Origin of the sequence: Citrobacter sp. Cpo069 (genome assembly GCF_030332785.1) — a bacterium.
Classification (GTDB): Bacteria; Pseudomonadota; Gammaproteobacteria; order Enterobacterales; family Enterobacteriaceae; genus Citrobacter; species Citrobacter portucalensis.
On record NZ_JAOWHD010000059.1, the window covers coordinates 242,352 to 265,294 of the forward strand.

Genomic DNA, 22,943 nt, shown 5'->3' on the forward strand with positions numbered 1-22,943 from the left:
ACGCCTCCCTGTTAGCCCAGTAAATGATGAATACGCTTGAGGCCCGTTACCAGGCGATCCACTTCTTCATGGGTGTTGTACATTGCAATCGACGCCCGACACATAGCAGGAACGTTATAGTAGGCCATCAGCGGCATAGCGCAGTGATGCCCCGTCCGCACGGCTATTCCATAGTTATCAAGAAAACTGCCGACGTCAAAGGCGTGATGTTTACCAAGGTTAAATGCAATCACACCCAGGCGGTTATCCGGTCCGTAGAGTGTCAAATCCGGCACATCCGCCAGCTGCTCCAACGCATAGCGCATCATGAACTGTTCATATTCGCTGATTTCAGTAAGCCCCAGTGCTGAAACATACTCAATAGCCGCGCCGAGTCCGATAATACCTCCGGTGTTTGGCGTTCCGGCTTCAAAACGCCAGGGGGCTTTGGCCCACGTTGTTCCCTGACTCAAACTCACCGTCGCAATCATTGAACCACCGCCTTCCCAGGGTGGCATCTCCTGCAACAGCGACTCTCTGGCATACAGAACGCCAATACCGGTTGGTCCATAAAGTTTATGCCCGGAGAAAACATAAAAATCGCAATCCAGTGCCTGGACATCCACCTGATGATGCATCACCGCCTGCGCGCCATCCACCAACACTTTTGCGCCGTATCGATGCGCCAGCTCAATCATTTCCGATAACGGGTTCTCGGTACCCAACACGTTAGAAACGTGGGTAATCGCCAGCAGTTGCGTACGATCGTCAAACAGCGTCGGCAGCGTCTCCAGCTGCAACGTACCATCGGCATTGAGCGGAATAACGCGTAGCTCTGCCCCTACGCGGGCACACAGCATCTGCCAGGGCACAATATTGGCGTGGTGCTCCATTTCGCTGATGATAATGTTATCGCCCGCTCGCACATTGCTGCTGCCCCAGCTGTTCGCCACCAGATTGATGCCTTCCGTCGTACCACGAACAAACACCAGCTCTTCCGCTGAGCGGGCGTTAATAAACAACGAGGCAAGCTTGCGCACATTTTCCATTTTTTCCGTGGCCTGGGCGCTCAGCGTATGAATACCGCGGTGGACCGCCGCATAGCCGTGGCGATAAAACTCGGCCTCGGCATCAATCACCTGATTGGGTTTTTGCGCGCTGGCAGCGCTGTCCAGATACGCCAACGGTAAACCGTTCACTTCACGCGTCAGGACCGGAAAGTCAGCCCGTACTTTTTCAATGGGAAATGTCATGCTGCGCCTCCCGGCAAGCGTTGGGCGATCCGCGCCAGTACCTGTTGTTTCAGCGTTTCATCGCCCAGGGCTTCCGTCAGCTCAGCGGCAAACGCATAGAGAATCATGTGTTGAGCATCCTGCTGGCCGATCCCTCGCGAACGCAGATAGAACATCTGCTCGTCGTCGATCCGTCCTACCGTCGCCCCGTGGCTGCATTTCACATCGTCGGCGTAAATTTCGAGCTGTGGCTTGGTATCCACCTCCGCCAGCTTTCCGAGCAACAAATTATTGTTGGTCATCTGACCGTCGGTTTTGATGGCGTGCTGGGCGACGTTGATCAGACCATTGAAGACCGCTCGTCCCTTATCGCTGACAATCGTTTTATGCAGCTGGCGACTGTTGCAATACCCTTTGTTGTGCTCAAGCCAGGTCCGTGTATCACAGACTTCATTTTTCACCGGCATCGCCAGACTGTTCAGCCGAAGCGTGGTGTTTTCACCGTTAAGCTGCGTACTGGTGTTATGGCGCAATACCGCATCACCAAGCAAGAAACTGTGGCTAACGGCAGTAGCATCCGCGCCCAATTGAATGTCATTATGCGCAAAGTGGTGACTAAACGGATTTTCGAACGCCAGTTTGATATGGCGCAAATGGGCGTTTGCCGCGACGTTCATCGTTAAGCGTGCGCCGGTGAAATGGCGACGCTCGCTGAGGCTGGCATAGTGTTCAATAACGGTGGCTTCTGCGCCTTCCGCTAGCTCCAGATGGTGGCGATAGTGCGCCGTATTCACCTCATCGCCCGCCAGCCCCTGGGTTATGTGCAGCAGCAGCAGCGGTTTCGCGGGGCGCTGGTTACGCTTCACCTGAATGTGCGTTACGCTACGGGACAGGCTTTCGGTAAGGTGCAAAAACACTTCCGGTTGGATAGCCGCTGGCAGCGCCTGGCGCGCATCGTCAATGGTAATGTCAAAACCGCTACCGTCTGTACTGTCGCTGAGCGTCGGAGAGAATTGCCCGTCAACAAACACCAGTCGTACAGCATCAATTGTCGGCGACAACGCTGCACATTGGGCTGACGTTATCTCAGCGACATGACTGACAAACTGGCTGTTGGTTAATCCCTCCAGCGGCGTGTATTTCCAGTCCTCATGCTTCCGCGTTGGCAGCCCCAGACGCAGCATCTGTTGCAAGTGCTGCTGCGCATGGTGTGAGCGTGTCTCCCCTTGCGTCTCAAACAGATGGTGCCACTGTTGCAGCACGTTACTGCTGTTCGCTAAGCCAGCCATAACCTTGCTCCTCCAGTTGTTTGACCAGCGTAAAATCGCCGGACTTCACAATTCGCCCCTGGTAGAGAACGTGAACAAAATCGGGTTTGATATAGTCCAGGATGCGCTGATAGTGAGTGACGATAATGAATGAGCGTTTCCCGTCACGCAGCGAGTTCACGCCATCCGCAACGATTTTCAGCGCATCAATATCCAGCCCAGAGTCTGACTCATCAAGAATGCACAACTGAGGCTCCAGCACGGCCATTTGCAGAATGTCATTACGTTTTTTCTCACCGCCGGAGAAACCGACGTTTACCGAGCGCGTGAGCAAATCCTCCGGCATCTTCAGCAGCGCTATTTTCTCTTCCATCAGATCCTGGAAGTCGAATCGATCCAGCGACTCTTCGCCACGGTAACTTCGCACCGCATTCAGCGCCGTTTGCAGGAAAAACTGGTTACTGACGCCAGGGATTTCCACCGGATACTGGAATGCCATAAAGATCCCTTCACCGGCCCGGTCTTCCGGCGACAGTTCCAGTAAATCCTTGCCGTTGAACTCTACCGTTCCGCCAGTGACGTCGTAGTCTTCCCGTCCAGCGAGAGTTGCGGAAAGCGTACTTTTCCCCGAACCGTTTGGTCCCATAATGGCGTGAACCTCTCCGGGGCGAACCTCAAGGCTCAACCCACGCAAGATCGCCTTATCTTCCACACTGACCTGTAAATCTTTGATGCTTAACATGTGCTTTCCTTAAAATTTAACCGACGCTGTGCTCAAGACTTATGGCGAGAAGTTTTTGCGCTTCCACGGCAAACTCCAGCGGCAGTTCAGAGAACACGTCTTTACAGAAACCATTCACGATCATCGAAATGGCATCCTCTTCACTGATGCCGCGCTGCAGGCAGTAAAACAACTGGTCTTCACCAATACGCGACGTGGTGGCTTCATGTTCAAGCTGGGCGCTATTGTTACGACACTCCACATACGGGAAGGTGTGTGCCCCACAATCCGCACCGATCAACATCGAGTCGCATTGGGTATAGTTGCGGGCATTAGTAGCGGTCGGCATGATTTTCACTAAGCCGCGATAACTGTTCTGGCTGTGTCCGGCGGAGATCCCTTTCGAGATAATGGTCGATTTGGTGTTTTTGCCAATGTGGATCATTTTGGTGCCGGTATCGGCCTGCTGATGTCCACTGGTCAGCGCGACGGAGTAGAATTCGCCGATCGAGTTGTCGCCACGCAAAATGCAGCTTGGGTATTTCCAGGTAATGGCCGAGCCGGTTTCCGACTGCGTCCACGACATTTTGCTGTTTTCGCCTTCGCAGAGTGCGCGCTTGGTGACGAAATTCAAAATACCGCCCGTATTGCCATCGCCGGGAAACCAGTTTTGCACCGTGGAGTATTTCACTTCGGCATCTTTGTGAATGATGACTTCCACCACCGCCGCGTGTAGTTGGTAACTGTCGCGCACCGGGGCTGAACAGCCTTCGATATAGCTGACGTAGCTGCCCTCATCCGCAACCAGAATGGTGCGTTCAAACTGCCCGGTTTTTTCCGCATTGATACGGAAATAGGTCGACAGCTCCATTGGGCAACGTACGCCTTTCGGTACATAAATAAACGTGCCGTCAGATGCCACCGCCGCATTCAGCGCGGCAAAGAAATTGTCATTGCCGGGGACAACCGTGCCCAGGTACTGTTTTACCAGCTCAGGATGATCGTGAATGGCCTCACCGAACGAACAGAAAATAATGCCCTGTTCCGCCAGTTTGTCGCGATAGGTGGTCGCTACCGATACCGAGTCGAAAATGGCATCAACCGCAACTTCTTTGCCTTCACGTACCGGCACGCCAAGCTGTTCGAATGCGTCCTCAACCTCTTTGCTTAAAAATGCATTCGCGCCCGTTTGCTGTACCGCTCCCGGTTCAGACGCACAGGTTTCATCGCAGTTACCGCAGGAAGGTGCGGAGTAATAGCTGTACTCCTGATAATTCAGTTTGTCGTAATGCGCTTTAAGCCAGTGTGGTTCTTCCATGGTCAGCCACGCTTTAAAGGCATTCAGGCGAAATTCCAGCATCCAGTCGGGTTCATTTCGTTTTGCCGAAATCGCGCGCACGACATCTTCATTGATCCCTTTTGCCAGCTCATCGGTTTGCAGTTGGGTGAAGAAGCCCTCTTTGTAATTAAGGTGCCCGCCAGCCCAGGTGTTGACATCGTCAGTTGCTTCAGTATTACGAGACATAGTACCGCCTATACCCCAAAACTTTCGCCACAGCCGCATTCGTTCTGGGCTTTCGGGTTATGAAATTTAAATAACTGGTTTAATCCTTCGCGAACGAAATCGACTTCTGTGCCGTCAATGAACGGCATCGCCTGCAACGGCACATAAAGTCTGGCGCCCTCCGTTTCAAACAGCAGATCGTCTTTTTCGGGTTGGCGGACGGTATCCAGCACGTAACCGAATCCCGCGCACCCTGTTTGCTTCACACCTAAACGCACACCCAACATGTCAGGTTGCTTTGCCACCAGTTCACGGATATGCGCCGCAGCCGCTGGCGTTAACGTCAGTCCACGCCAGGCAAAATCTTCCGGGTTAAATGTTCCTGAATGCAATTCCATAGAGTTACCTCGAGTCACTAGCTTTTAAGCTATAACACCATGTTAGTGATAATGATTATCACTTCAACCCCTCAACAGCAGGGGCATTCGGGTTAATCGCCCTTTCTGACTACTTTTACTAAGCATAGACCCTGCAGCGAGGGTTTACAGGGATGGATTATTTTGTTCAATGCATTGATTAATAATGGATTATGAAAATCCAATCGTTCAGTCAGGTCAAATGACAAAAGATGTATAGAAAATGTCTATTTAAAGGATAGGTGGGGATGAAGGTAGGGAAAAACAATTCAAATAATAAACAAACAACGAAAAACCCTTAAGTCTGCTTGCTGGCAGGCTTAAGGGTTCCGGCCCCATCCGGCGCTTATCTCCGGCACTCATATTGGCTTAGCTCTTGAAGGGGCGATAAGAAGAATCTCATACACCGATTAGTTTTTTTTAACACTAATTGCGGTTTGACTATTTTATAAACGCGTTCAATCACATATTTAACGCTGTGCCTCACTGAGCGTGTCCAGCAGCAGGCGTAGCCCTGCGGGTTGATGTTCACGTGAAAGGTACAAACCATAAATCGGCAGGCATTTAGGTTGAAGTTCTGGCAGTAATCGAATTAGCTTTCCCTGTTCCAGCCCTTCCTGCGCCTCCAGCTCTGGCACCAACGCGATCCCCATTCCGGCCACCGCCGACTCGCAGAGCAGCGAAGAGATCCCTGCACTCAAATTCCCTTTGATTGCAACGGAGACAGACTGCCCCTGAGGATCCAAAAAGTGCCAGGATTGTCCGGCAAAACCGCTGTAGTACAGGCAATTGTGCCGTGTGAGATCGTCGATTGTCTCAGGTGTGCCATGTTGATGCAGATAATCTACAGACGCGCAAAGCACCGATTTACAGTCGCCCAACCGACGGGCAATAGTCCCTGGCTCTGGATTATCCGTTATGCGGATCGCCACATCGATGCGTTCCCCCACAAGGCTTACCGGTTGATTATTGATCTCCACCTCAATACGTAATTGCGGATATTGCGCCATAAACGTCGGCAGAACCGGAGCAAGAATATGCATCGCGGTAAAATGGGCGCAGGCTACACGTAGCGTGCCGGAGGGAATTTGCGCGGCACTGGCGGCACCAATATCCAGCGAAAGTTGCGCCAGAGAACGTGTTTTCACTAATGCATCTTCACCCGCTGGCGTGATCGTCAAGCGACGCGATGAGCGATGGATAAGCCTTGCGCCTGCCCATTTTTCCATCTCGTCGAGATAACGACTGACCATCGGACGGGAAAGCCCCAACGCACGCGCGGCTGCGCTCAGGCTACCCAAATCACAGATATGGTTGAATACCGTTGCCGCCATCACTCTGTCCATTGTTCCCATCCGATCGTTTCATGAAACTCAGCATGTCCTAATGAGGGAATTCTAACAGATCCGAATATCCTTAAAATACGGGAACTATCAAAAGACAATTTCCTGCACAAGGTTACCTGGTATGAAAGTTAAAACTCTGGCCCTGCTGTTACCTCTGTTTGCGTCTTCAGCTTTCGCCGCGCCGCTACAGCTGGACGTCTATAATCCACAGGATAAGGCTATTTTCCCGGTTTCTTCGACGCTGGTGTCTGGCCCAAAAGAGGCGATTTTGTTTGACGCCCAGTTCAGTACCAAAGATGGCGAACAACTGGTGCAAATGATTCGAGCCAGCGGTAAAACGCTGAAGGCTATTGTGATCACCTCCGGCGATCCGGATTTCTATTTTGGTCTGGAGCCCATCGTTAAGGCCTTCCCACAGGTAAAAGTCCTGGCAACGCCGCAGGTGGTAGACCATATCCGCGCCACCAAAGAGGCCAAGCTGCAGTTCTGGGGCCCGCAAATGAAGGACGGCGCACCAACATCGCTCACCGTTCCGCAGGCGACTACGCAAACGCAGTTCACGGTTGATGACGAAACGCTGGAACTGCGTCACGCCAACGATTATGCAGCGTATATCTGGATCCCGGCGAATCGAGCCATTATTGGCGGCACAGGCGTGGCTTCAGGTATTCACGTCTGGACGGCGGACACACAGTCTGAACAACAACGTAGTGCATGGCGTAGCGTACTGAGCGAAATGCAGAGCTTACAGCCCACTCAGGTGGTACCGGGTCATTACATTGGCGACCGCCCAACCGGTGATAAAGCTATTCGCTTCACCCAGGACTATTTGCAGTCGTTTGAGCAGGCGCTAGAGGCGAAAAAAGGATCGGGTTATGTGATTAAAACCATGACGTCAGCATGGCCAGGCCTTGCTGACGTAAGCTCGCTGGAACTAAGTGCAAAAGTTAACAGCGGCGAGATGAAGTGGTAATGAAGATTTAAGGCAAAAAATAACCCCGAACGCGTGTCGGGGTTTCGTTACGATAAGCATACCGGAATCAATGAACGCCCATGCGCCAGGCAAAATAGATCTCTTCTTTCAGTTCAGTGGAAGAGAGCGCCAACAGATCTGCAAACTCCAGCTCAAGCTGTTTCAGCCTTTTCAGGTACTGAGCCGGTGAAAGATCGGTTTTATCACGACGTAAAAATTCTATTGCCAGTTGGGCAGGGTCTAATTGGGTAGACATATCATCCTCGCTTGTGTTCAAAACCTGCACAGTATAACACCATCCCCTGTGCAGATAATGACCAAAAGCAATATGCATCACAAAATTGCGGTCGTCAGACGCGACGTGCAGCACAATCGACCCTGCTCATCGAAGATTTCTATTTGCCACACCTGGTGACGAGAACCTGTATGTAACGCGCGACATACGCCCCTGACGAGCCCTTCCCGTGCAGAACGGATATGGTTGGCGTTGATCTCCAGGCCCACCACTTTCTGCTCACCCTGAGTACACAAGTAGCCAGCTACCGAACCAATGCTTTCCGCCAGCACCACGGATGCGCCGCCGTGTAACAACCCAAAGGGTTGTTTGGTGCGATGGTCCACCGGCATCGTAGCTTCCAGCGTATCGTCGCCAATGTGCACAAAACGAATATCGAGCAACCCAACCATATTTCCTTCACCCATGGCATTAAGCGCCTCGAGTGTGACTTCACGTTTCCAGATCATCCTATAATCTCCAGCAGTGCCTGTAATGGGTGGCGAACGCCCGTACCTTCAACGCGTTTAACCTGGCTGCGACAGGAGTACCCTGTAGCCAGACAACGGTTACGTGGCAATCGTTGCATTGCCTGGTGCCATGATAACTCATAGATACCCAATGAGTTTTGGTGATTCTTCACTTCGTGACCGTAAGTGCCAGCCATACCACAGCACCCCACGCTGACGTTCTCCAGCTTTGCGCCAAAGCGAGCAAAAATAGCCGCCCATTGTGCAGGCGCGCCCGGTAAAGCCGTCACTTCGGTACAGTGGCCAAAGAAGTACCACGGTTCACCGCCAACAGCGACTGACTGCTGTGTTTCCACAGCTTTTGATAACCATTCGTTGGCCAGCAGTACATGGAAATCACCCCGCTGTTCTCCCAGCACCAGCTTGTATTCATCGCGATAACAAAGCACCAGCGCCGGATCAACACCCACCATCGGAATATTCAGCTTCGCTACCCGGTTAAGAAACTCGGATGTCTTTTTCGCCGTTTTGGCAAAACGGTTTAAAAAGCCTTTAATGTGCTGCGCCTTGCCATTTGGCGAAAACGGCAGCAGTACCGGCTGCATACCCAGTTTTTCTACCAGACGTATAAAATCAGCGACCACCTGCGCATCGTAATAGCTGGTGAAAGGGTCCTGCACCACCAGCACCGTACGGGCTTTTTGCTCGAGGCTGAGTAATTCGAGCTGTTCCAGCGTCATATTGGCGGAACGATGCCCCACAAGTTGGCGTTGCAGCGACGGCGCAGACAATAGCGGTAAATCAACCATTCCAATGTGCTTTTTAGCCAGATTTCGCACCAGCGGCTGATTGATGAAGAAGTTAAACGTTTTAGGCGCCCGCGCCATTAGCGGTGCATAGCTCTCAACGGTCGCCACCATATGATCGCGCAACGGGCGCAGATAACGCGTGTGGTACAGTTGCAGGAAGCGTGAGCGGAACTCCGGCACATCAATTTTTATCGGACACTGTGTGGAACAGGCTTTACACGCCAGGCACCCTGACATCGCCTCTTTTACTTCGTGCGAGAAATCGTATTCGCCCTTGCGTGCATGCCAGCTGTTGCGGGTACGGGTAATCAGCGTGCGTAAACTGGCGCGTTTCTCCGGTAGCTCTTTTTCCAGTTGCACAGGATCGATCCCGCGATCGGCCAACAGACGCAGCCATTCACGTACCAGCGTAGCTCGCCCTTTCGGAGAATGGATACGGTTAAGGCTGATTTTCATCGACGGGCACATGGGGCTTTTCGCATCGAAGTTAAAGCATAACCCGTTGCCATTACACTCCATCGCCCCACGCCACTCCTGGCGTACGGCCAGCGGGATTTGACGGTCATACGTTCCGCGTTTCACCGCGTCCACTTTCATCATCGGCGCATCAACGTCTTCCGGTGGACAGATTTTGCCTGGGTTGAGCCGGTTTTGCGGATCAAACACCGATTTCACTTTGCGCAGTTCACGATACAATTCATCACCGAAAAACGCCGGACTGTATTCCGCACGGAAACCTTTCCCGTGCTCACCCCACAACAAACCGCCATATTTTGCCGTCAGCGCGACGACATCATCAGAAATGCGTTTCATCAGTACTTCCTGCTGCGGGTCGCACATATCCAAAGCCGGCCTGACGTGCAGCACGCCAGCATCCACGTGGCCGAACATGCCGTAACTCAGACCATGGCTGTCGAGCAGCGCGCGAAACTCGGCAATATAGTCAGCCAGATGCTCCGGAGGAACGCAGGTATCCTCGGCGAACGGAATGGGCTTCGCGGAACCTTTTGCATTACCCAGCAGACCGACAGCCTTTTTGCGCATGGCGTAAATTCGTTCGACGCCCGCCAGTTCGGTACATAGCTGCCAGCCAATAACGCCCGCTTCCTGACGAGCGATTAACCCATCCAGGCGTTCGCAGAGTGCGCTGACCTGAGAATTAATCAAGGTTTCGTCGTCACCGGCAAACTCGACAATATTCAGGCCCAGCATCTCTTTATCCGCGACATCGGTAATCAGTTCGCTTACCGAGTGCCAGACGATGTCTTCACGCGCCAGATTGAGTACTTTGGAGTCGACGGTTTCTACCGACAATGCGCGCGCTTCCACCATCACCGGCGCGTTACGCAACGCCGAATCAAACGAATCGTACTTAACGTTAACCAACTGTCTGACTTTGGGCAGTGGCGTGATATCAAGGCGGGCTTCGGTGATAAACGCCAGCGTACCTTCAGAGCCGGTAAGAATGCGGGTTAAATCAAATTCGGTCATCTCATCGTTAAAGACGTGCCGCAGATCGTAACCCGTCAGGAAGCGATTAAGTTTCGGGAATTTATCCATGATCAGCTGTCGGTTATCACGACAACGCTCATAAACGGTCTTATAGATACGGCCAATCGTGGTATTGCTTTTACCCAGCATTTCGGCAAGCTCGACCGGCATGGGCTGGGTATCCAGAATATCACCGCCCATCAGCACCGCACGGATGCCCAACACATGATCGGAAGTTTTACCGTAAACCAACGATCCTTGCCCGGACGCATCGGTGTTGATCATCCCGCCGAGCGTTGCCCGGTTACTGGTGGATAATTCCGGGGCAAAGAAATAGCCATATGGCTTCAGAAACTGGTTGAGCTGGTCTTTTATCACCCCGGCTTCTACCCGCACCCAACCTTCTTGCGGGTTGATTTCAATAATCCGGCTCATATAGCGGGACATATCAACAATAATGCCCTGGTTCAGCGCCTGACCGTTGGTCCCGGTGCCGCCGCCGCGCGGGGTAAAAATCAACGACGAGAATAGCGGTTCTGCCGCCAGACGGGCGATTAGCGCCACATCTGCGGTTGAACGAGGGAAAACGACAGCATCAGGAAGCAGCTGATAAATACTGTTATCCGTCGACATTGTCAGACGATCGGCATAGCTCGTTGCCGTATCACCCGTGAATCCTTGCTGCTCCAGCGCCTGCAAAAAATTGAGCACCAGCTGAACGACACCTGGCGCCTGAGAAATTTGTGGAATCATTATAGTGACCCTTTCCTGCGGTCTGTGTTGTGAATTTTATCGTTTGCGTGTTGCTTTGTTTGTTGTATCACATTTTTTTCTAATACGCTCAGCAGATTTACAGGCAGAATCCGCCTGTTCAAAACCGCTGAAATTGCTCATCATTATAGAGTGTGATTAACGTGTTCACGTCGCGTCAACGTTCTGGCGCAAAGACAAAGGTGAAAAGTATTTATGGTAAATTTCCGTCAGCCCAGGGATATTGCACAAGTGCTGCTATCGGTGCTGTTTTTAGCCATCCTGATTGTGGCCTGTCTCTGGATTGTTCAGCCCTTTATCCTCGGTTTTGCCTGGGCAGGTACGATTGTCATTGCGACCTGGCCTATCCTGCTACGCTTACAAAAATTGCTCTGGGGACGTCGTTCACTTGCCGTACTGGTGATGACACTGTTGTTAGTGCTGTTGTTCATCATCCCTATCGCGCTGCTGGTTAACAGTATCGTCGATGGCAGCGGGCCGCTGATCCATGCCGTAACCGCAGGTGATATGACGCTACCGGATCTGGCTTGGTTGAACAGCATTCCACTGGTGGGTGCCAAAATGTATGGCGCATGGCACAGTTTACTGGATATGGGCGGTTCGGCCATTATGGCCAAGGTTCGTCCTTATATCGGTACCACCACCACCTGGTTTGTCGGTCAGGCCGCGCATATCGGCCGCTTTATGATGCACTGTGGTCTGATGCTGCTGTTCAGTGCCCTGTTGTACTGGCGCGGTGAACAGGTCGCATTAGGTATTCGTCACTTCGCTTGCCGTCTTGCCTCAAAACGTGGCGATGCTGCCATTCTGCTGGCCGCGCAAGCCATTCGCGCCGTCGCATTGGGCGTTGTGGTCACCGCTCTGGTGCAGGCAGTGCTCGGGGGTATTGGTCTGGCGGTAACCGGCGTGCCTTACGCCACACTGCTGGCGGTATTGATGATCCTGTCTTGTCTGGTGCAACTGGGGCCGTTGCCGGTGCTGATTCCGGCCATTATCTGGCTGTACTGGACGGGTGATTCAACCTGGGGCACGGTTCTGCTGGTCTGGAGCGGCGTAGTCGGAACGCTGGATAACGTTATTCGACCGATGCTGATTCGTATGGGTGCCGATTTGCCACTGATCCTGATTCTCTCCGGGGTCATCGGCGGACTGATTGCCTTCGGCATGATTGGTCTGTTTATCGGTCCAGTAGTGCTGGCCGTTTCCTGGCGTCTGTTCTCCGCCTGGGTAAACGAAGCCCCTGCGCCAGGTACCAATCCGGATGAAATCCTCGAAGAAATTGCTGAAATCGAACGCAATAAGTAATCCAACATCAGGCGGCAGCGCCGCCTGATTGTTTAACAATACTAATCAATCCTTCCTCTTGCGGGATTAGACCCAACCTCGTCCTTCTTAAAATAATCATTTGTGTCGCAAATTCTTTACAGTTTTTAAACTATTGAGATGAATCTGATCGACGTAAAAAATCACTATGCCTACTATTAGCCCATGGCTTTAGATCAACACATTGATTTATAAGCATGGAAATCCCCTGAGTGAAACAACGAATTGCTGTGTGTAGTCTTTGCCCATCTCCCACGATGGGCTTTTTTTTGTCCTTCGCGCGCCACTCCACCAACCTTAACGCACCAACACATTATCTTCCCCGTCAAGGAACAAATAATATTGCACAAAATACTGTGACTCTCTTCAAGCAGAAATATCCACAGCAATGTTATTACTATTCCACCGTCTTTTATGAAGTGACCAAATAATGAACGCATTAGAACTACAGGCGATCCGCCATATTTTTGCTATGACGGTGGAAGAAAGCGCCAGGTATATCGCGCGCGATAACAATGTTGCCGCCTGGCAGCAATGGGAAAAGGGTGAAAGAGAAATTCCAGAAGACATCATCCGCATTTGTTCAGAAATGAAAGCAAGGAGGAAGTTAAGAATTAATGCAATTATCGACAAAATAAATAATCGTATCGGTAATAACACCATGCGTTTTTTCCCCGATCTGAACGCTTTTCAGGCGGTTTATCACCACGATGGTTTTCTCGACTGGAAAATCTATCAGTCGGCTGCTGTTGAACTCTATGCTCACGATCTCGAGCGTATGTGTTAAGAGATTGCAACGCCATACCTATTTAGCCTCTTCGCTGAGTAACACATTATGAAAAACACCTATTTCTCCACTGCGATAGGGCTGTACCTAAATTACCTTGTGCACGGTATGGGGGTCATTCTGATGAGCCTCAATATGTCTTCGCTGGAACAACAGTGGCAAACCAATGCTGCGGGCGTCTCGATTGTTATTTCCTCACTCGGCATCGGCCGCTTAAGCGTTTTATTAGTGGCAGGGATGCTTTCCGATCGCTACGGTCGCAGACCATTTATTATCCTTGGTATGACCTGCTACCTGATTTTCTTTATTGGCATCATCAATACTCACAGTATTTTTCTTGCCTATGCTTTTGGTTTTTTAGCAGGAATGGCAAACAGTTTTCTCGATGCCGGAACCTATCCCAGCCTGATGGAGGCATTCCCCCGCTCCCCCAGCACAGCCAATATTTTGATAAAAGCCTTCGTCTCCAGCGGTCAGTTCTTGCTGCCAATGATCATCAGCCTGCTGGTGTGGAGCGAACTTTGGTTTGGCTGGTCCTTCCTGCTGGCGGCTGCCGTTATGATACTCAACGGCGTGTTTTTGTTTCGCTGTCGGTTTCCGCCACACCCCGGGACTCATATCGTCATCCGGGCACAACCTGCTGAACGAGAAACCGCACAACCTGAACATCGTTGCTCCCTGCTCGACCTTGCCAGTTACACCCTATACGGCTACATCGCAATGGCAACATTTTACCTGGTAAGCCAGTGGCTGGCGCAATACGGACAGTTTGTCGCAGGAATGTCCTATACGTTATCTATCAAACTGTTAAGCATTTATACCTGCGGCTCTCTACTGTGCGTGCTGATCACCGCCCCGCTGGCGCGAAAAGCAGAACGCGCGACATCGATGCTGATGCTGTATACGTTTATCTCATTTGTCGCATTGCTGATGGTTTGTCTGCATCCGACACCCTACGTGGTCATTATCTTTGCGTTTGTCATCGGTTTTTCTTCCGCTGGGGGCGTTGTGCAAATCGGTTTAACGCTCATGGCCGCACGCTTTCCGCATGCGAAGGGCAAAGCGACCGGTATTTACTACAGCGCGGGCAGCATTGCGACCTTCACCATTCCATTGATAACAGCAAAACTCTCAGAAACCAGTATTGCTCACATCATGTGGTTTGATACTGGCATAGCTGCTGTTGGGTTCCTGTTGGCGTTATTTATTGGTTATCGCAGCCACATCGCGTCAAAGCATCAGCTAAAAATGATACAAGCCGTAGAATAGCGTGGATGCAATATTGTTCCCCCCTTCTGCAAAATAATTGGCATTTATTTTAAAACATAAGCAAAACACCGGCTGGCAGAGTTCAATTTCACAGTGTGTTATGCAATATACCTGGTAACTTAAACGCCATGCTATGTAGGTTCTGTGGCTGCCGCCCGGTATATTAATTACAAGGTCGCCGCAATTTAAACAATATCGACGAGCACAGAACAATTTTAAAATCCGCAAGGAGTTGTGAAAATGTCTCAAAGCAAGACCTTTAATACGCCATTTCTTTTGGCGATAACCTGTATTTATTTAAGTTATTTCCTACACGGCATTAGCGTCATTACACTGGCGCAAAATATGACCTCTCTTGCAGAAAAGTTTTCCACCGACAATGCAGGAATTGCCTATTTAATTTCAGGCATTGGTCTGGGACGACTGGTGAGCATCTTATTCTTTGGCGTGCTCTCAGATAAATTTGGTCGTCGGGCTATCATTCTGTTAGGGGCTATTCTTTATATACTGTTCTTCTTCGGTATTCCCGCCAGCCCTAATCTGATGATTGCCTTTATTCTGGCCGTTTGCGTTGGCGTGGCAAACTCGGCACTGGATACCGGTGGGTACCCGGCGTTAATGGAATGCTTCCCTAAAGCCTCTGGCTCAGCCGTTATCCTGGTGAAAGCTATGGTCTCGTTTGGGCAGATGATCTACCCCATCGTCGTCAGCACCATGCTGCTCAACCATATCTGGTACGGTTATGCGGTCATTATCCCAGGTGCGTTGTTTGTAGTCATTACCCTGATGCTGCTAAAAAGTCGTTTCCCCAGCCAGATGGTGGATGCCGGCATCGCAAAAGATCTGCCACAGATGAACAGTAAACCGTTGGTCTGGCTGGAAGGTGTGGCATCCGTCATGTTTGGTGTTGCTGCCTTTTCGACTTTTTACGTTATCGTGGTCTGGATGCCGAAATATGCGATGGCCTTTGCCGGTATGGCAGAATCCGACGCACTGAAAACAATCTCTTACTACAGTATGGGGTCGTTGGTCTGCGTATTTATCTTTGCCGCATTGTTGAAAAAATGGGTACGACCTATTTGGGCAAACGTATTTAACGCCGGACTGGCAACCATCACCGCAGCCGTGATCTATTTATACCCATCTCCGCTGGTATGTAACGCCGGTTCATTTCTCATTGGATTCTCTGCCGCTGGCGGTATTTTACAGCTCGGTGTATCGGTGATGTCAGAGTTCTTTCCCAAGAGCAAGGCCAAAGTCACCAGTATTTATATGATGATGGGTGGCGTAGCCAACTTTATTATCCCATTAATCACCGGATACCTCTCTAACATTGGTCTGCAATACATTATTTTGCTGGACCTTGCATTTGCTCTGTTGGCTTTTGTCACCGCCATCATCGTCTTTATTCGTTACTACCGCGTATTTGATATTCCCAAAAATGATGTGCGGTTGGGCGAGCGTTATTTTCAATAAATTGTTTAGAAGGAGTATCAAATGGACGTAACTGCTAAATATGAACTGATTGGTTTGATGGCTTACCCTATCAGACACAGTCTGTCGCCTGAAATGCAAAATAAGGCATTAGAAAAAGCGGGATTGCCATTCACTTACATGGCATTTGAAGTTGATAACTCAACGTTTGCTAATGCAATTGCCGGGCTGAAGGCCTTAAAGATGCGGGGTACCGGGGTCTCAATGCCCAACAAGCAGCTGGCATGTGAGTATGTTGATGAATTAACACCCGCAGCCAAGCTGGTCGGCGCAATTAACACTATCGTCAATGATGATGGTTACCTGCGCGGTTACAATACCGATGGCACGGGCCATATTCGTGCAATTAAGGAAAGTGGTTTCGATATCAAAGGTAAAACCATGGTACTGTTGGGCGCAGGCGGTGCGTCGACGGCTATTGGTGCACAGGCAGCGATTGAAGGCATCAAAGAAATTAAACTCTTTAACCGCCAGGATGAGTTTTTTGCCAAAGCGCAGGAGTTTGCCAAACGCGTCAATGAAAACACCGACTGCGTGGTCACCGTTATCGATCTCGCCGATCGCCAGGCTTTTGCTGACGCACTTGCCAGCGCAGATATTTTGACCAACGGCACTAAAGTCGGCATGAAGCCGCTGGAAAATGAATCTCTCGTGACCGACGCGTCCCTGCTGCGTCCGGAACTGCTGGTAACCGAATGCGTCTACAACCCGCATATGACCAAATTATTGCAGCAGGCACAAAGTGCTGGTTGCAAAACAATTGATGGTTACGGCATGTTGTTGTGGCAAGGGGCTGAACAGTTCAAGCTCTGGACCGGGAAAGATTTCCCACTGGAGTATGTGAAACAGGTTATGGGTTTTGCCGCCTGACGGGCAAGCATTTGTACAATAGTTAAAGGGTAATCAATGAAAACCGTAACCGTAAAAAACCTCGTTATTGGCGAGGGTGCGCCGAAGATCATTGTCTCGCTGATGGGTAAAGACATCGCAACGGTAAAAAGCGAAGCGCTGGCCTATCGCGAAGCGGATTTTGACATTCTGGAATGGCGCGTAGACCATTTCACCGATGTATCTTCCATTGAGGAGGTGTTGGAAGCTGCGCGCACCATCCGCGATGTGATGGCTGACAAACCACTGCTTTTCACCTTCCGTAGCGCCAAAGAAGGCGGTGAACAGGCTCTGTCTGTCGAGCACTATATTGCACTTAACCGCGCGGCGGTAGACAGCGGTCTGGTGGATATGATCGATCTGGAACTGTTTACCGGAGACGAACTGGTCAAAGCGACCGTCGAGCATGCGCACGCGAAAAATGTCTTTGTGATTATGTCTAATCACGATTTTCATAAGACACCAGCCGCTGAAGAGATTGTCCAGCGCCTGCGTAAAATGCAGGAGCTGGGCGCAGATATCCCCAAGATTGCCTTGATGCCGCAAAATAAAACGGATGTTCTGACGCTGCTTAGTGCCACGCTGGAAATGCAAGAACGCTATGCCGATCGCCCGATAATCACCATGTCGATGGCTAAAACAGGGGTGATTTCACGTTTGTCTGGTGAGGTTTTCGGTTCAGCGGCAACCTTTGGGGCAGTAAAAAAAGCCTCCGCACCAGGACAAATTTCGGTCACCGACCTGCGTACTGTATTGACAATATTGCATCAGGCTTAATTATAGATATATCCATATAAATATCACTAATGCCCTACCCCAGATATTCGTCTAACCACGGATATCTGGCCGGTAATTAAGCGTTATTAAATAACTCACAATATTATTGTCGAATATAGCGACAGGTAGTCGCACGCATATAATCTGGAGTTCACATGAAATTTTCAAGGCCAAATCGTATAGATGGTCGGGTACCCGTATTATCCGCTGCAGATGCAGTCAATTATATTCCTGATGAAGCAACGCTTTGTGTATTAGGTGCTGGAGGGGGTATTCTCGAAGCAACAACATTAATTAATGCACTGGCTGAAAAATATAAAAACTCTCAGTCACCGCGAAATTTAGCGTTGATTAGTCCTACAGGTTTGGGTGACCGTGCCGACCGGGGAATTAGCCCACTGGCACAGGAAGGTTTAGTCAAATGGGCATTATGCGGACACTGGGGACAATCACCGCGAATCTCCGATCTGGCTGAACAAAATAAAATTGCCGCCTATAACTATCCTCAGGGCGTATTAACCCAAACCCTGCGTGCATCGGCGGCTCACCAGCCGGGGATCCTTAGTGATATCGGCATCGGTACATTTGTTGACCCTCGCCAACAGGGCGGTAAGCTGAATGAAGTGACCACCGAAGATCTGATCAAATTGGTGGAAATTGATAACAAAGAGTACCTGTATTACAAAGCCATTGCGCCAAACATCGCCTTTATTCGCGCCACCACTTGCGACAGTGAAGGCTACGCCACCTTTGAAGATGAAGTGATGTATCTTGATGCGCTGGTGATTGCCCAGGCCGTACACAATAACGGTGGCATCGTTATGATGCAGGTGCAAAAGATGGTGAAGAAAGCCACGTTGCATCCGAAATCGGTGCGTATTCCCGGCTATCTGGTCGATATTGTGGTCATCGACCCCGACCAAACGCAACTGTATGGTGGCGCGCCGGTTAACCGCTTTATCTCTGGCGATTTTGTTCTCGATGACAGCCAACAGACTGCCCTGCCGCTCAATCAGCGTAAACTGGTGGCCAGACGCGCCCTGTTTGAAATGCGCAAAGGTGCGGTCGGCAACGTTGGCGTAGGCATTGCCGATGGCATTGGTCTCGTCGCGCGCGAAGAAGGCTGTGCTGACGATTTTATTCTGACAGTCGAAACGGGTCCGATTGGCGGCATCACCTCTCAAGGTATTGCTTTCGGCGCCAACGTCAACACCCGCGCCATTCTGGATATGACCTCCCAGTTTGACTTCTATCACGGTGGTGGACTGGACGTGTGCTATTTAAGTTTTGCCGAAGTCGATCGCCACGGCAACGTCGGCGTACACAAATTCAATGGCAAGATCATGGGTACCGGCGGTTTTATAGATATTAGCGCCACTTCCAAAAAAATTATTTTCTGCGGCACGTTAACTGCCGGAAGTCTGAAAACGGAAGTTGCCGATGGCAAGTTAAATATTGTGCAGGAAGGTCGGGTGAAAAAATTCGTCAACGAATTACCTGAAGTGACTTTCAGCGGAAAAATTGCTCTCGAACGTGGACTTGATGTGCGTTACATCACTGAACGCGCTGTATTTACGTTAAAAGCAGATGGTCTTCATTTAATCGAAATTGCACCGGGAGTCTCTTTACAGGAAGACATCCTGGACAAGATGGATTTCACGCCAATTATTTCGCCAAATCTGAAGCTGATGGACGAAAGATTATTTATCGATGCCTCGATGGGTTTTGTATTACCCGACGTCGCCAATTAAAAGGAGTACCCTGATGGACTTTTCTTTAACTGAAGAACAAGAACTGCTACTTGCCAGTATTCGAGAACTGATTACCAGCAATTTCCCGGAAGAATATTTCCGTACCTGCGATCAGACGGCGACCTACCCGAAAGAGTTTATGCGTGCCCTGGCGGACAACGGTATTTCGATGCTGGGCGTTCCGGAAGAGTTTGGTGGCATCCCGGCGGATTACGTCACACAGATGCTGGCGCTGATGGAAGTTTCAAAATGCGGCGCACCCGCTTTTTTGATCACTAACGGTCAGTGCATTCACAGTATGCGTCGTTTTGGGTCCGCTGAACAGCTGCGTAAGACCGCAGAAAGCACCATGGAAACGGGCGATCCAGCGTATGCGCTAGCATTAACCGAACCGGGAGCTGGCTCCGACAACAACAGCGCGACCACCAGCTACACTCGCAAAAACGGTAAGGTCTATCTCAACGGGCAGAAAACCTTTATTACCGGCGCGAAAGAGTATCCCTATATGCTGGTACTGGCCCGCGATCCGGAGCCAAAAGATCCGAAAAAAGCTTTTACGCTGTGGTGGGTCGATTCGAAGAAACCCGGCATTAAGGTTAATCCGCTGCACAAAATCGGCTGGCATATGCTCAGCACCTGCGAAGTCTATCTTGATGACGTTGAAGTGGATGAAAGTGATATGGTCGGAGAGGAAGGCATGGGTTTCCTCAACGTCATGTACAACTTCGAGATGGAACGTTTGATCAACGCTGCGCGCAGTACCGGTTTTGCTGAATGCGCCTTCGAAGATGCCGCCCGTTACGCCAACCAGCGCATCGCATTCGGTAAGCCAATTGGTCACAATCAGATGATCCAGGAAAAACTGGCGCTGATGGCGATTAAAATCGATAACATGCGCAATATGGTGTTAAAAGTCGCCTGGCAGGCCGATCAGGAACAGTCTCTGCGCACCAGTGCAGCGCTGGCAAAACTGTATTGTGCACGTACTGCAATGGAAGTGATTGATGACGCCATTCAGATTATGGGTGGGCTGGGTTACACCGACGAAGCACGCGTTTCCCGCTTCTGGCGTGATGTCCGCTGTGAACGCATTGGCGGTGGTACAGATGAAATCATGATTTACGTCGCGGGTCGCCAAATCCTGAAAGATTATCAGAATAAGTAAGCAGTAATGCTTGCCGGATAGCGCAAATGCGTTATCCGGCACGAGCCAGGTGAATCATATTTCTGGCATCAAACATTCCTGTTCTACAAGGTTATTTTTAAACTGCTTACGATAATCGCTGGGGGTACAACCCACATGCCGCTGAAAGAGTTTGGCAAAGTGATCGACATTTTCATACCCTACCCGCCAGGAAATTTCTGCCAACGAGGACTCCGTATTCGTCAGGGCAAATTTTGCCTCTGTCATTCGCCGCTGAATCACATAATTAATCGGCGAAATACGATACTCCTTAGTAAACTCGTGACAGATATAGCTCACGCTGGCACGAAATTTCTTAGACAACTGTTCCAACGTAATTTTCTCTCGGAAATTGTTATTTAAATAAACCAACACATCTTTAATTAAGATATCTTTTTTAATATATCCCTGCTCAGAACGATAAGCATTTTTAAAGTTTTCGTAATATAAAACGGTTAATGCATAAGCGAAGGCGTCATAAGCGGAAGACGTCAGGTTATTCTTGCTCTGCGGGATCATAACACTCAGTTCATTAAAGATACTTTTAATAACCTCTTTGCCCTGGCTGACGTTAATAACCGGACACGAGTGCATCTGCAAGAGTTGGTTCTCCTGCCAGTCGTTAAAACGAAAGCCGTAGAGCGCACAGGTGTAAGTGGTTGCAGGTGCGCTGCTATCGGAAGCAACCGCATGTAACCGCCCTTGTTCTATCACTACGATGTCACCCGCATGTGCGACATACAGCGAAGAGTCGATAATTAGCCTTGCGACACCTTTTTTTACATAGATAAGCTCTGTTTCATTGTCATGAACATGATGACCCGACTCCCAGTTAGGATCATCACTGATGACGAATCGCGAAAATCTCGGGGTTTTTCCCTGTTCAAAAAGGGTCTCCATGGCATTATCAAAACAGCGTTGATACATGACAACCTCCACCGAAAGGCAGTAATTTTGCGGATAATTAATATCGAAAAGTAAAAACGATGAAGACGTTATACAACGTTATTCTGTCCAGGCGAAACAAAATTATTTGCGTCGTCTGCAAGATGACACCTCCAACTTCAGCACGCTGCTCACGCAAATTGTTTTTATTTTAAAATAACAGGAAAGTGTAAATGTTATTAAGTCAGCAATAATAATTTACACACCAGAAACAAAGTGCATGCAGAAACGGATAAAAATATGATCCATTTCTCAAAAAAGCGCCTCGATTTTATTTCTATTTTTATCACTTTAACACCCGACGTCGTCTTTACGTTCATAAACTCAGCATTCCTAAAGTCCTTTTTTTTGCAAGATTGTTGGGAATGAAAACAGATTGCCCCGTCGAAAACAGTCCCCCTCTGCCGCACACTATTTTCAGTCAATTTTCCCTACTGTTGATGATGGCACTCCCCGTCATCATCAACACGAGAATCACTGGAGATGCCATGAAACTAATAACCTGCTTTAAGTTGGTGCCTGAAGAACAGGACATTGTTGTTACCCCAGAACGTTCGCTTAACTTTGACCGGGCCGATGCCAAAATCAGTCAGTTTGATTTGAATGCAATAGAGGCCGCGACGCAACTTAGTGCGGAAGGTGATGAAATTGTCGCCTTAACGGTTGGCGGCTCGCTACTGCAAAACTCCAAAGTGCGTAAAGACGTACTGTCCCGCGGGCCGGACAGTTTGTTTATGGTGCAGGATCCCCAACTGGAGCATTCATTACCGCGAGACACGGCTCAGGCGCTGGCCTGCGCGGCCAAAAACATTGAATTCGACCTGATGCTGTTCGGCGAAGGGTCTGGAGACATCTACGCCCAGCAGGTTGGCTTACTGGTTGGCGAACTCTTACAACTTCCGGTGATTAACGCCGTCAGCAACATCCAACGTAACGGCGATCGCATTGTGGTTGAACGTACGCTGGAAGACGAAGTTGAAGTGATTGAACTGTCGCTCCCCGCCGTGCTGTGCGTAACCTCGGATATCAACACGCCGCGTATTCCCTCGATGAAAGCCATTCTGGGCGCAGGTAAAAAACCAGTCACACCGTGGCAAGCCAGCGATATTGGCTGGACACCTGCCTCACCGTTAGCAGAACTGGTGAGCCTCACCGTTCCGCCACAAACAGAACGTAAGCACATCATTCTGGAAAATGACTCAGCAGAAGCCATCGCCGAGCTGGCTGAGCATCTGAAAAAAGCCCTGAACTAAGCCCAACGGAGAGAAATTA

General features: G+C 50.1%; 20 protein-coding genes and 1 other RNA gene. 11 read left to right on the top strand and 10 right to left on the bottom strand.

Annotated features, from left to right (window positions below):
* Positions 1–11: 11 nt before the first annotated feature.
* The 6 genes from sufS to OGY08_RS17185 all read right to left on the bottom strand — a co-directional run bounded on the left by sufS (position 12) and on the right by OGY08_RS17185 (position 6,466).
* A complete protein-coding gene (sufS, locus tag OGY08_RS17160) occupies positions 12–1,232 on the bottom strand; it encodes a cysteine desulfurase SufS (RefSeq protein ID WP_125363170.1) in 1,221 nt (406 codons plus the stop codon).
* On the bottom strand, positions 1,229–2,500 hold the full coding sequence (gene sufD / locus OGY08_RS17165) for a Fe-S cluster assembly protein SufD (RefSeq protein WP_032943209.1): 1,272 nt from the start codon (positions 2,498–2,500) through the stop codon (positions 1,229–1,231). The genes sufS and sufD overlap by 4 nt, the downstream gene beginning before the upstream one ends.
* Entirely contained in the window at positions 2,475–3,221 is a 747-nt protein-coding gene (sufC, locus tag OGY08_RS17170) for a Fe-S cluster assembly ATPase SufC (protein WP_003832649.1), read from the bottom strand. The genes sufD and sufC overlap by 26 nt, the downstream gene beginning before the upstream one ends.
* A gap of 16 nt (positions 3,222–3,237) precedes the next feature.
* Positions 3,238–4,725, bottom strand: coding sequence for a Fe-S cluster assembly protein SufB (gene sufB, locus OGY08_RS17175; RefSeq protein WP_020996440.1), 1,488 nt, complete (start codon positions 4,723–4,725; stop codon positions 3,238–3,240).
* Positions 4,726–4,733: 8 nt separating this feature from the next.
* A complete protein-coding gene (gene sufA, locus OGY08_RS17180) occupies positions 4,734–5,102 on the bottom strand; it encodes a Fe-S cluster assembly scaffold SufA (RefSeq protein ID WP_032943201.1) in 369 nt (122 codons plus the stop codon).
* Between the two features lie 488 nt (positions 5,103–5,590).
* Entirely contained in the window at positions 5,591–6,466 is an 876-nt protein-coding gene (locus OGY08_RS17185) for a LysR family transcriptional regulator (RefSeq protein ID WP_125363192.1), read from the bottom strand.
* Positions 6,467–6,587: 121 nt separating this feature from the next.
* Between OGY08_RS17185 and OGY08_RS17190 the strand changes: the two genes are divergently transcribed.
* Complete coding sequence (locus OGY08_RS17190) at positions 6,588–7,439, top strand: Vmh family MBL fold metallo-hydrolase (protein WP_125363169.1); 852 nt, start codon at positions 6,588–6,590, stop codon at positions 7,437–7,439.
* Between the two features lie 67 nt (positions 7,440–7,506).
* Here OGY08_RS17190 and OGY08_RS17195 read toward each other — a convergent pair whose 3' ends face one another.
* The 3 genes from OGY08_RS17195 to ydiJ form a co-directional block, all read right to left on the bottom strand.
* Positions 7,507–7,695 (bottom strand): YdiH family protein, encoded by a 189-nt coding sequence (locus tag OGY08_RS17195; protein WP_003030540.1) that lies wholly within the window; start codon positions 7,693–7,695, stop codon positions 7,507–7,509.
* Positions 7,696–7,772: 77 nt separating this feature from the next.
* On the bottom strand, positions 7,773–8,183 hold the full coding sequence (gene menI, locus OGY08_RS17200; protein WP_008784603.1) for a 1,4-dihydroxy-2-naphthoyl-CoA hydrolase: 411 nt from the start codon (positions 8,181–8,183) through the stop codon (positions 7,773–7,775).
* Positions 8,180–11,236, bottom strand: coding sequence for a D-2-hydroxyglutarate dehydrogenase YdiJ (gene ydiJ, locus OGY08_RS17205; RefSeq protein WP_057067855.1), 3,057 nt, complete (start codon positions 11,234–11,236; stop codon positions 8,180–8,182). The genes menI and ydiJ overlap by 4 nt, the downstream gene beginning before the upstream one ends.
* Positions 11,237–11,449: 213 nt before the next feature.
* Between ydiJ and ydiK the strand changes: the two genes are divergently transcribed.
* The 9 genes from ydiK (at position 11,450) to OGY08_RS17250 (ending at position 20,708) form a co-directional block, all read left to right on the top strand.
* Positions 11,450–12,559 (top strand): AI-2E family transporter YdiK, encoded by a 1,110-nt coding sequence (gene ydiK, locus OGY08_RS17210; protein ID WP_003832632.1) that lies wholly within the window; start codon positions 11,450–11,452, stop codon positions 12,557–12,559.
* 183 nt (positions 12,560–12,742) lie between these two features.
* Positions 12,743–12,850: antisense sRNA RprA (rprA, locus tag OGY08_RS17215), an RNA gene on the top strand.
* 157 nt (positions 12,851–13,007) lie between these two features.
* Positions 13,008–13,364, top strand: a complete 357-nt coding sequence (locus tag OGY08_RS17220; protein ID WP_008784601.1) for a YdiL family protein — start codon at positions 13,008–13,010, stop codon at positions 13,362–13,364.
* A gap of 48 nt (positions 13,365–13,412) precedes the next feature.
* The gene (locus OGY08_RS17225; protein WP_100272561.1) at positions 13,413–14,633 is read left to right on the top strand and encodes an MFS transporter; all 1,221 of its coding nucleotides are present in this window, start codon (positions 13,413–13,415) and stop codon (positions 14,631–14,633) included.
* Positions 14,634–14,873: 240 nt separating this feature from the next.
* On the top strand, positions 14,874–16,109 hold the full coding sequence (locus OGY08_RS17230) for an MFS transporter (RefSeq protein ID WP_032943180.1): 1,236 nt from the start codon (positions 14,874–14,876) through the stop codon (positions 16,107–16,109).
* A gap of 21 nt (positions 16,110–16,130) precedes the next feature.
* Positions 16,131–16,997 (top strand): quinate/shikimate dehydrogenase, encoded by an 867-nt coding sequence (gene ydiB, locus OGY08_RS17235; protein ID WP_003836604.1) that lies wholly within the window; start codon positions 16,131–16,133, stop codon positions 16,995–16,997.
* A gap of 36 nt (positions 16,998–17,033) precedes the next feature.
* Positions 17,034–17,792 (top strand): type I 3-dehydroquinate dehydratase, encoded by a 759-nt coding sequence (gene aroD, locus OGY08_RS17240; protein WP_125363168.1) that lies wholly within the window; start codon positions 17,034–17,036, stop codon positions 17,790–17,792.
* 155 nt (positions 17,793–17,947) lie between these two features.
* Positions 17,948–19,543: an acyl CoA:acetate/3-ketoacid CoA transferase gene (locus OGY08_RS17245; RefSeq protein WP_125363167.1), complete on the top strand. Its 1,596-nt coding sequence runs from the start codon at positions 17,948–17,950 to the stop codon at positions 19,541–19,543.
* A 13-nt stretch (positions 19,544–19,556) separates the two neighbouring features.
* Positions 19,557–20,708, top strand: a complete 1,152-nt coding sequence (locus tag OGY08_RS17250) for an acyl-CoA dehydrogenase (protein ID WP_003832619.1) — start codon at positions 19,557–19,559, stop codon at positions 20,706–20,708.
* 54 nt (positions 20,709–20,762) lie between these two features.
* Here OGY08_RS17250 and OGY08_RS17255 read toward each other — a convergent pair whose 3' ends face one another.
* The gene (locus OGY08_RS17255; RefSeq protein ID WP_008784594.1) at positions 20,763–21,653 is read right to left on the bottom strand and encodes an AraC family transcriptional regulator; all 891 of its coding nucleotides are present in this window, start codon (positions 21,651–21,653) and stop codon (positions 20,763–20,765) included.
* A 506-nt stretch (positions 21,654–22,159) separates the two neighbouring features.
* Here OGY08_RS17255 and OGY08_RS17260 point away from each other — a divergent pair.
* Complete coding sequence (locus OGY08_RS17260; protein ID WP_020996442.1) at positions 22,160–22,924, top strand: electron transfer flavoprotein; 765 nt, start codon at positions 22,160–22,162, stop codon at positions 22,922–22,924.
* Positions 22,925–22,943: the final 19 nt, after the last annotated feature.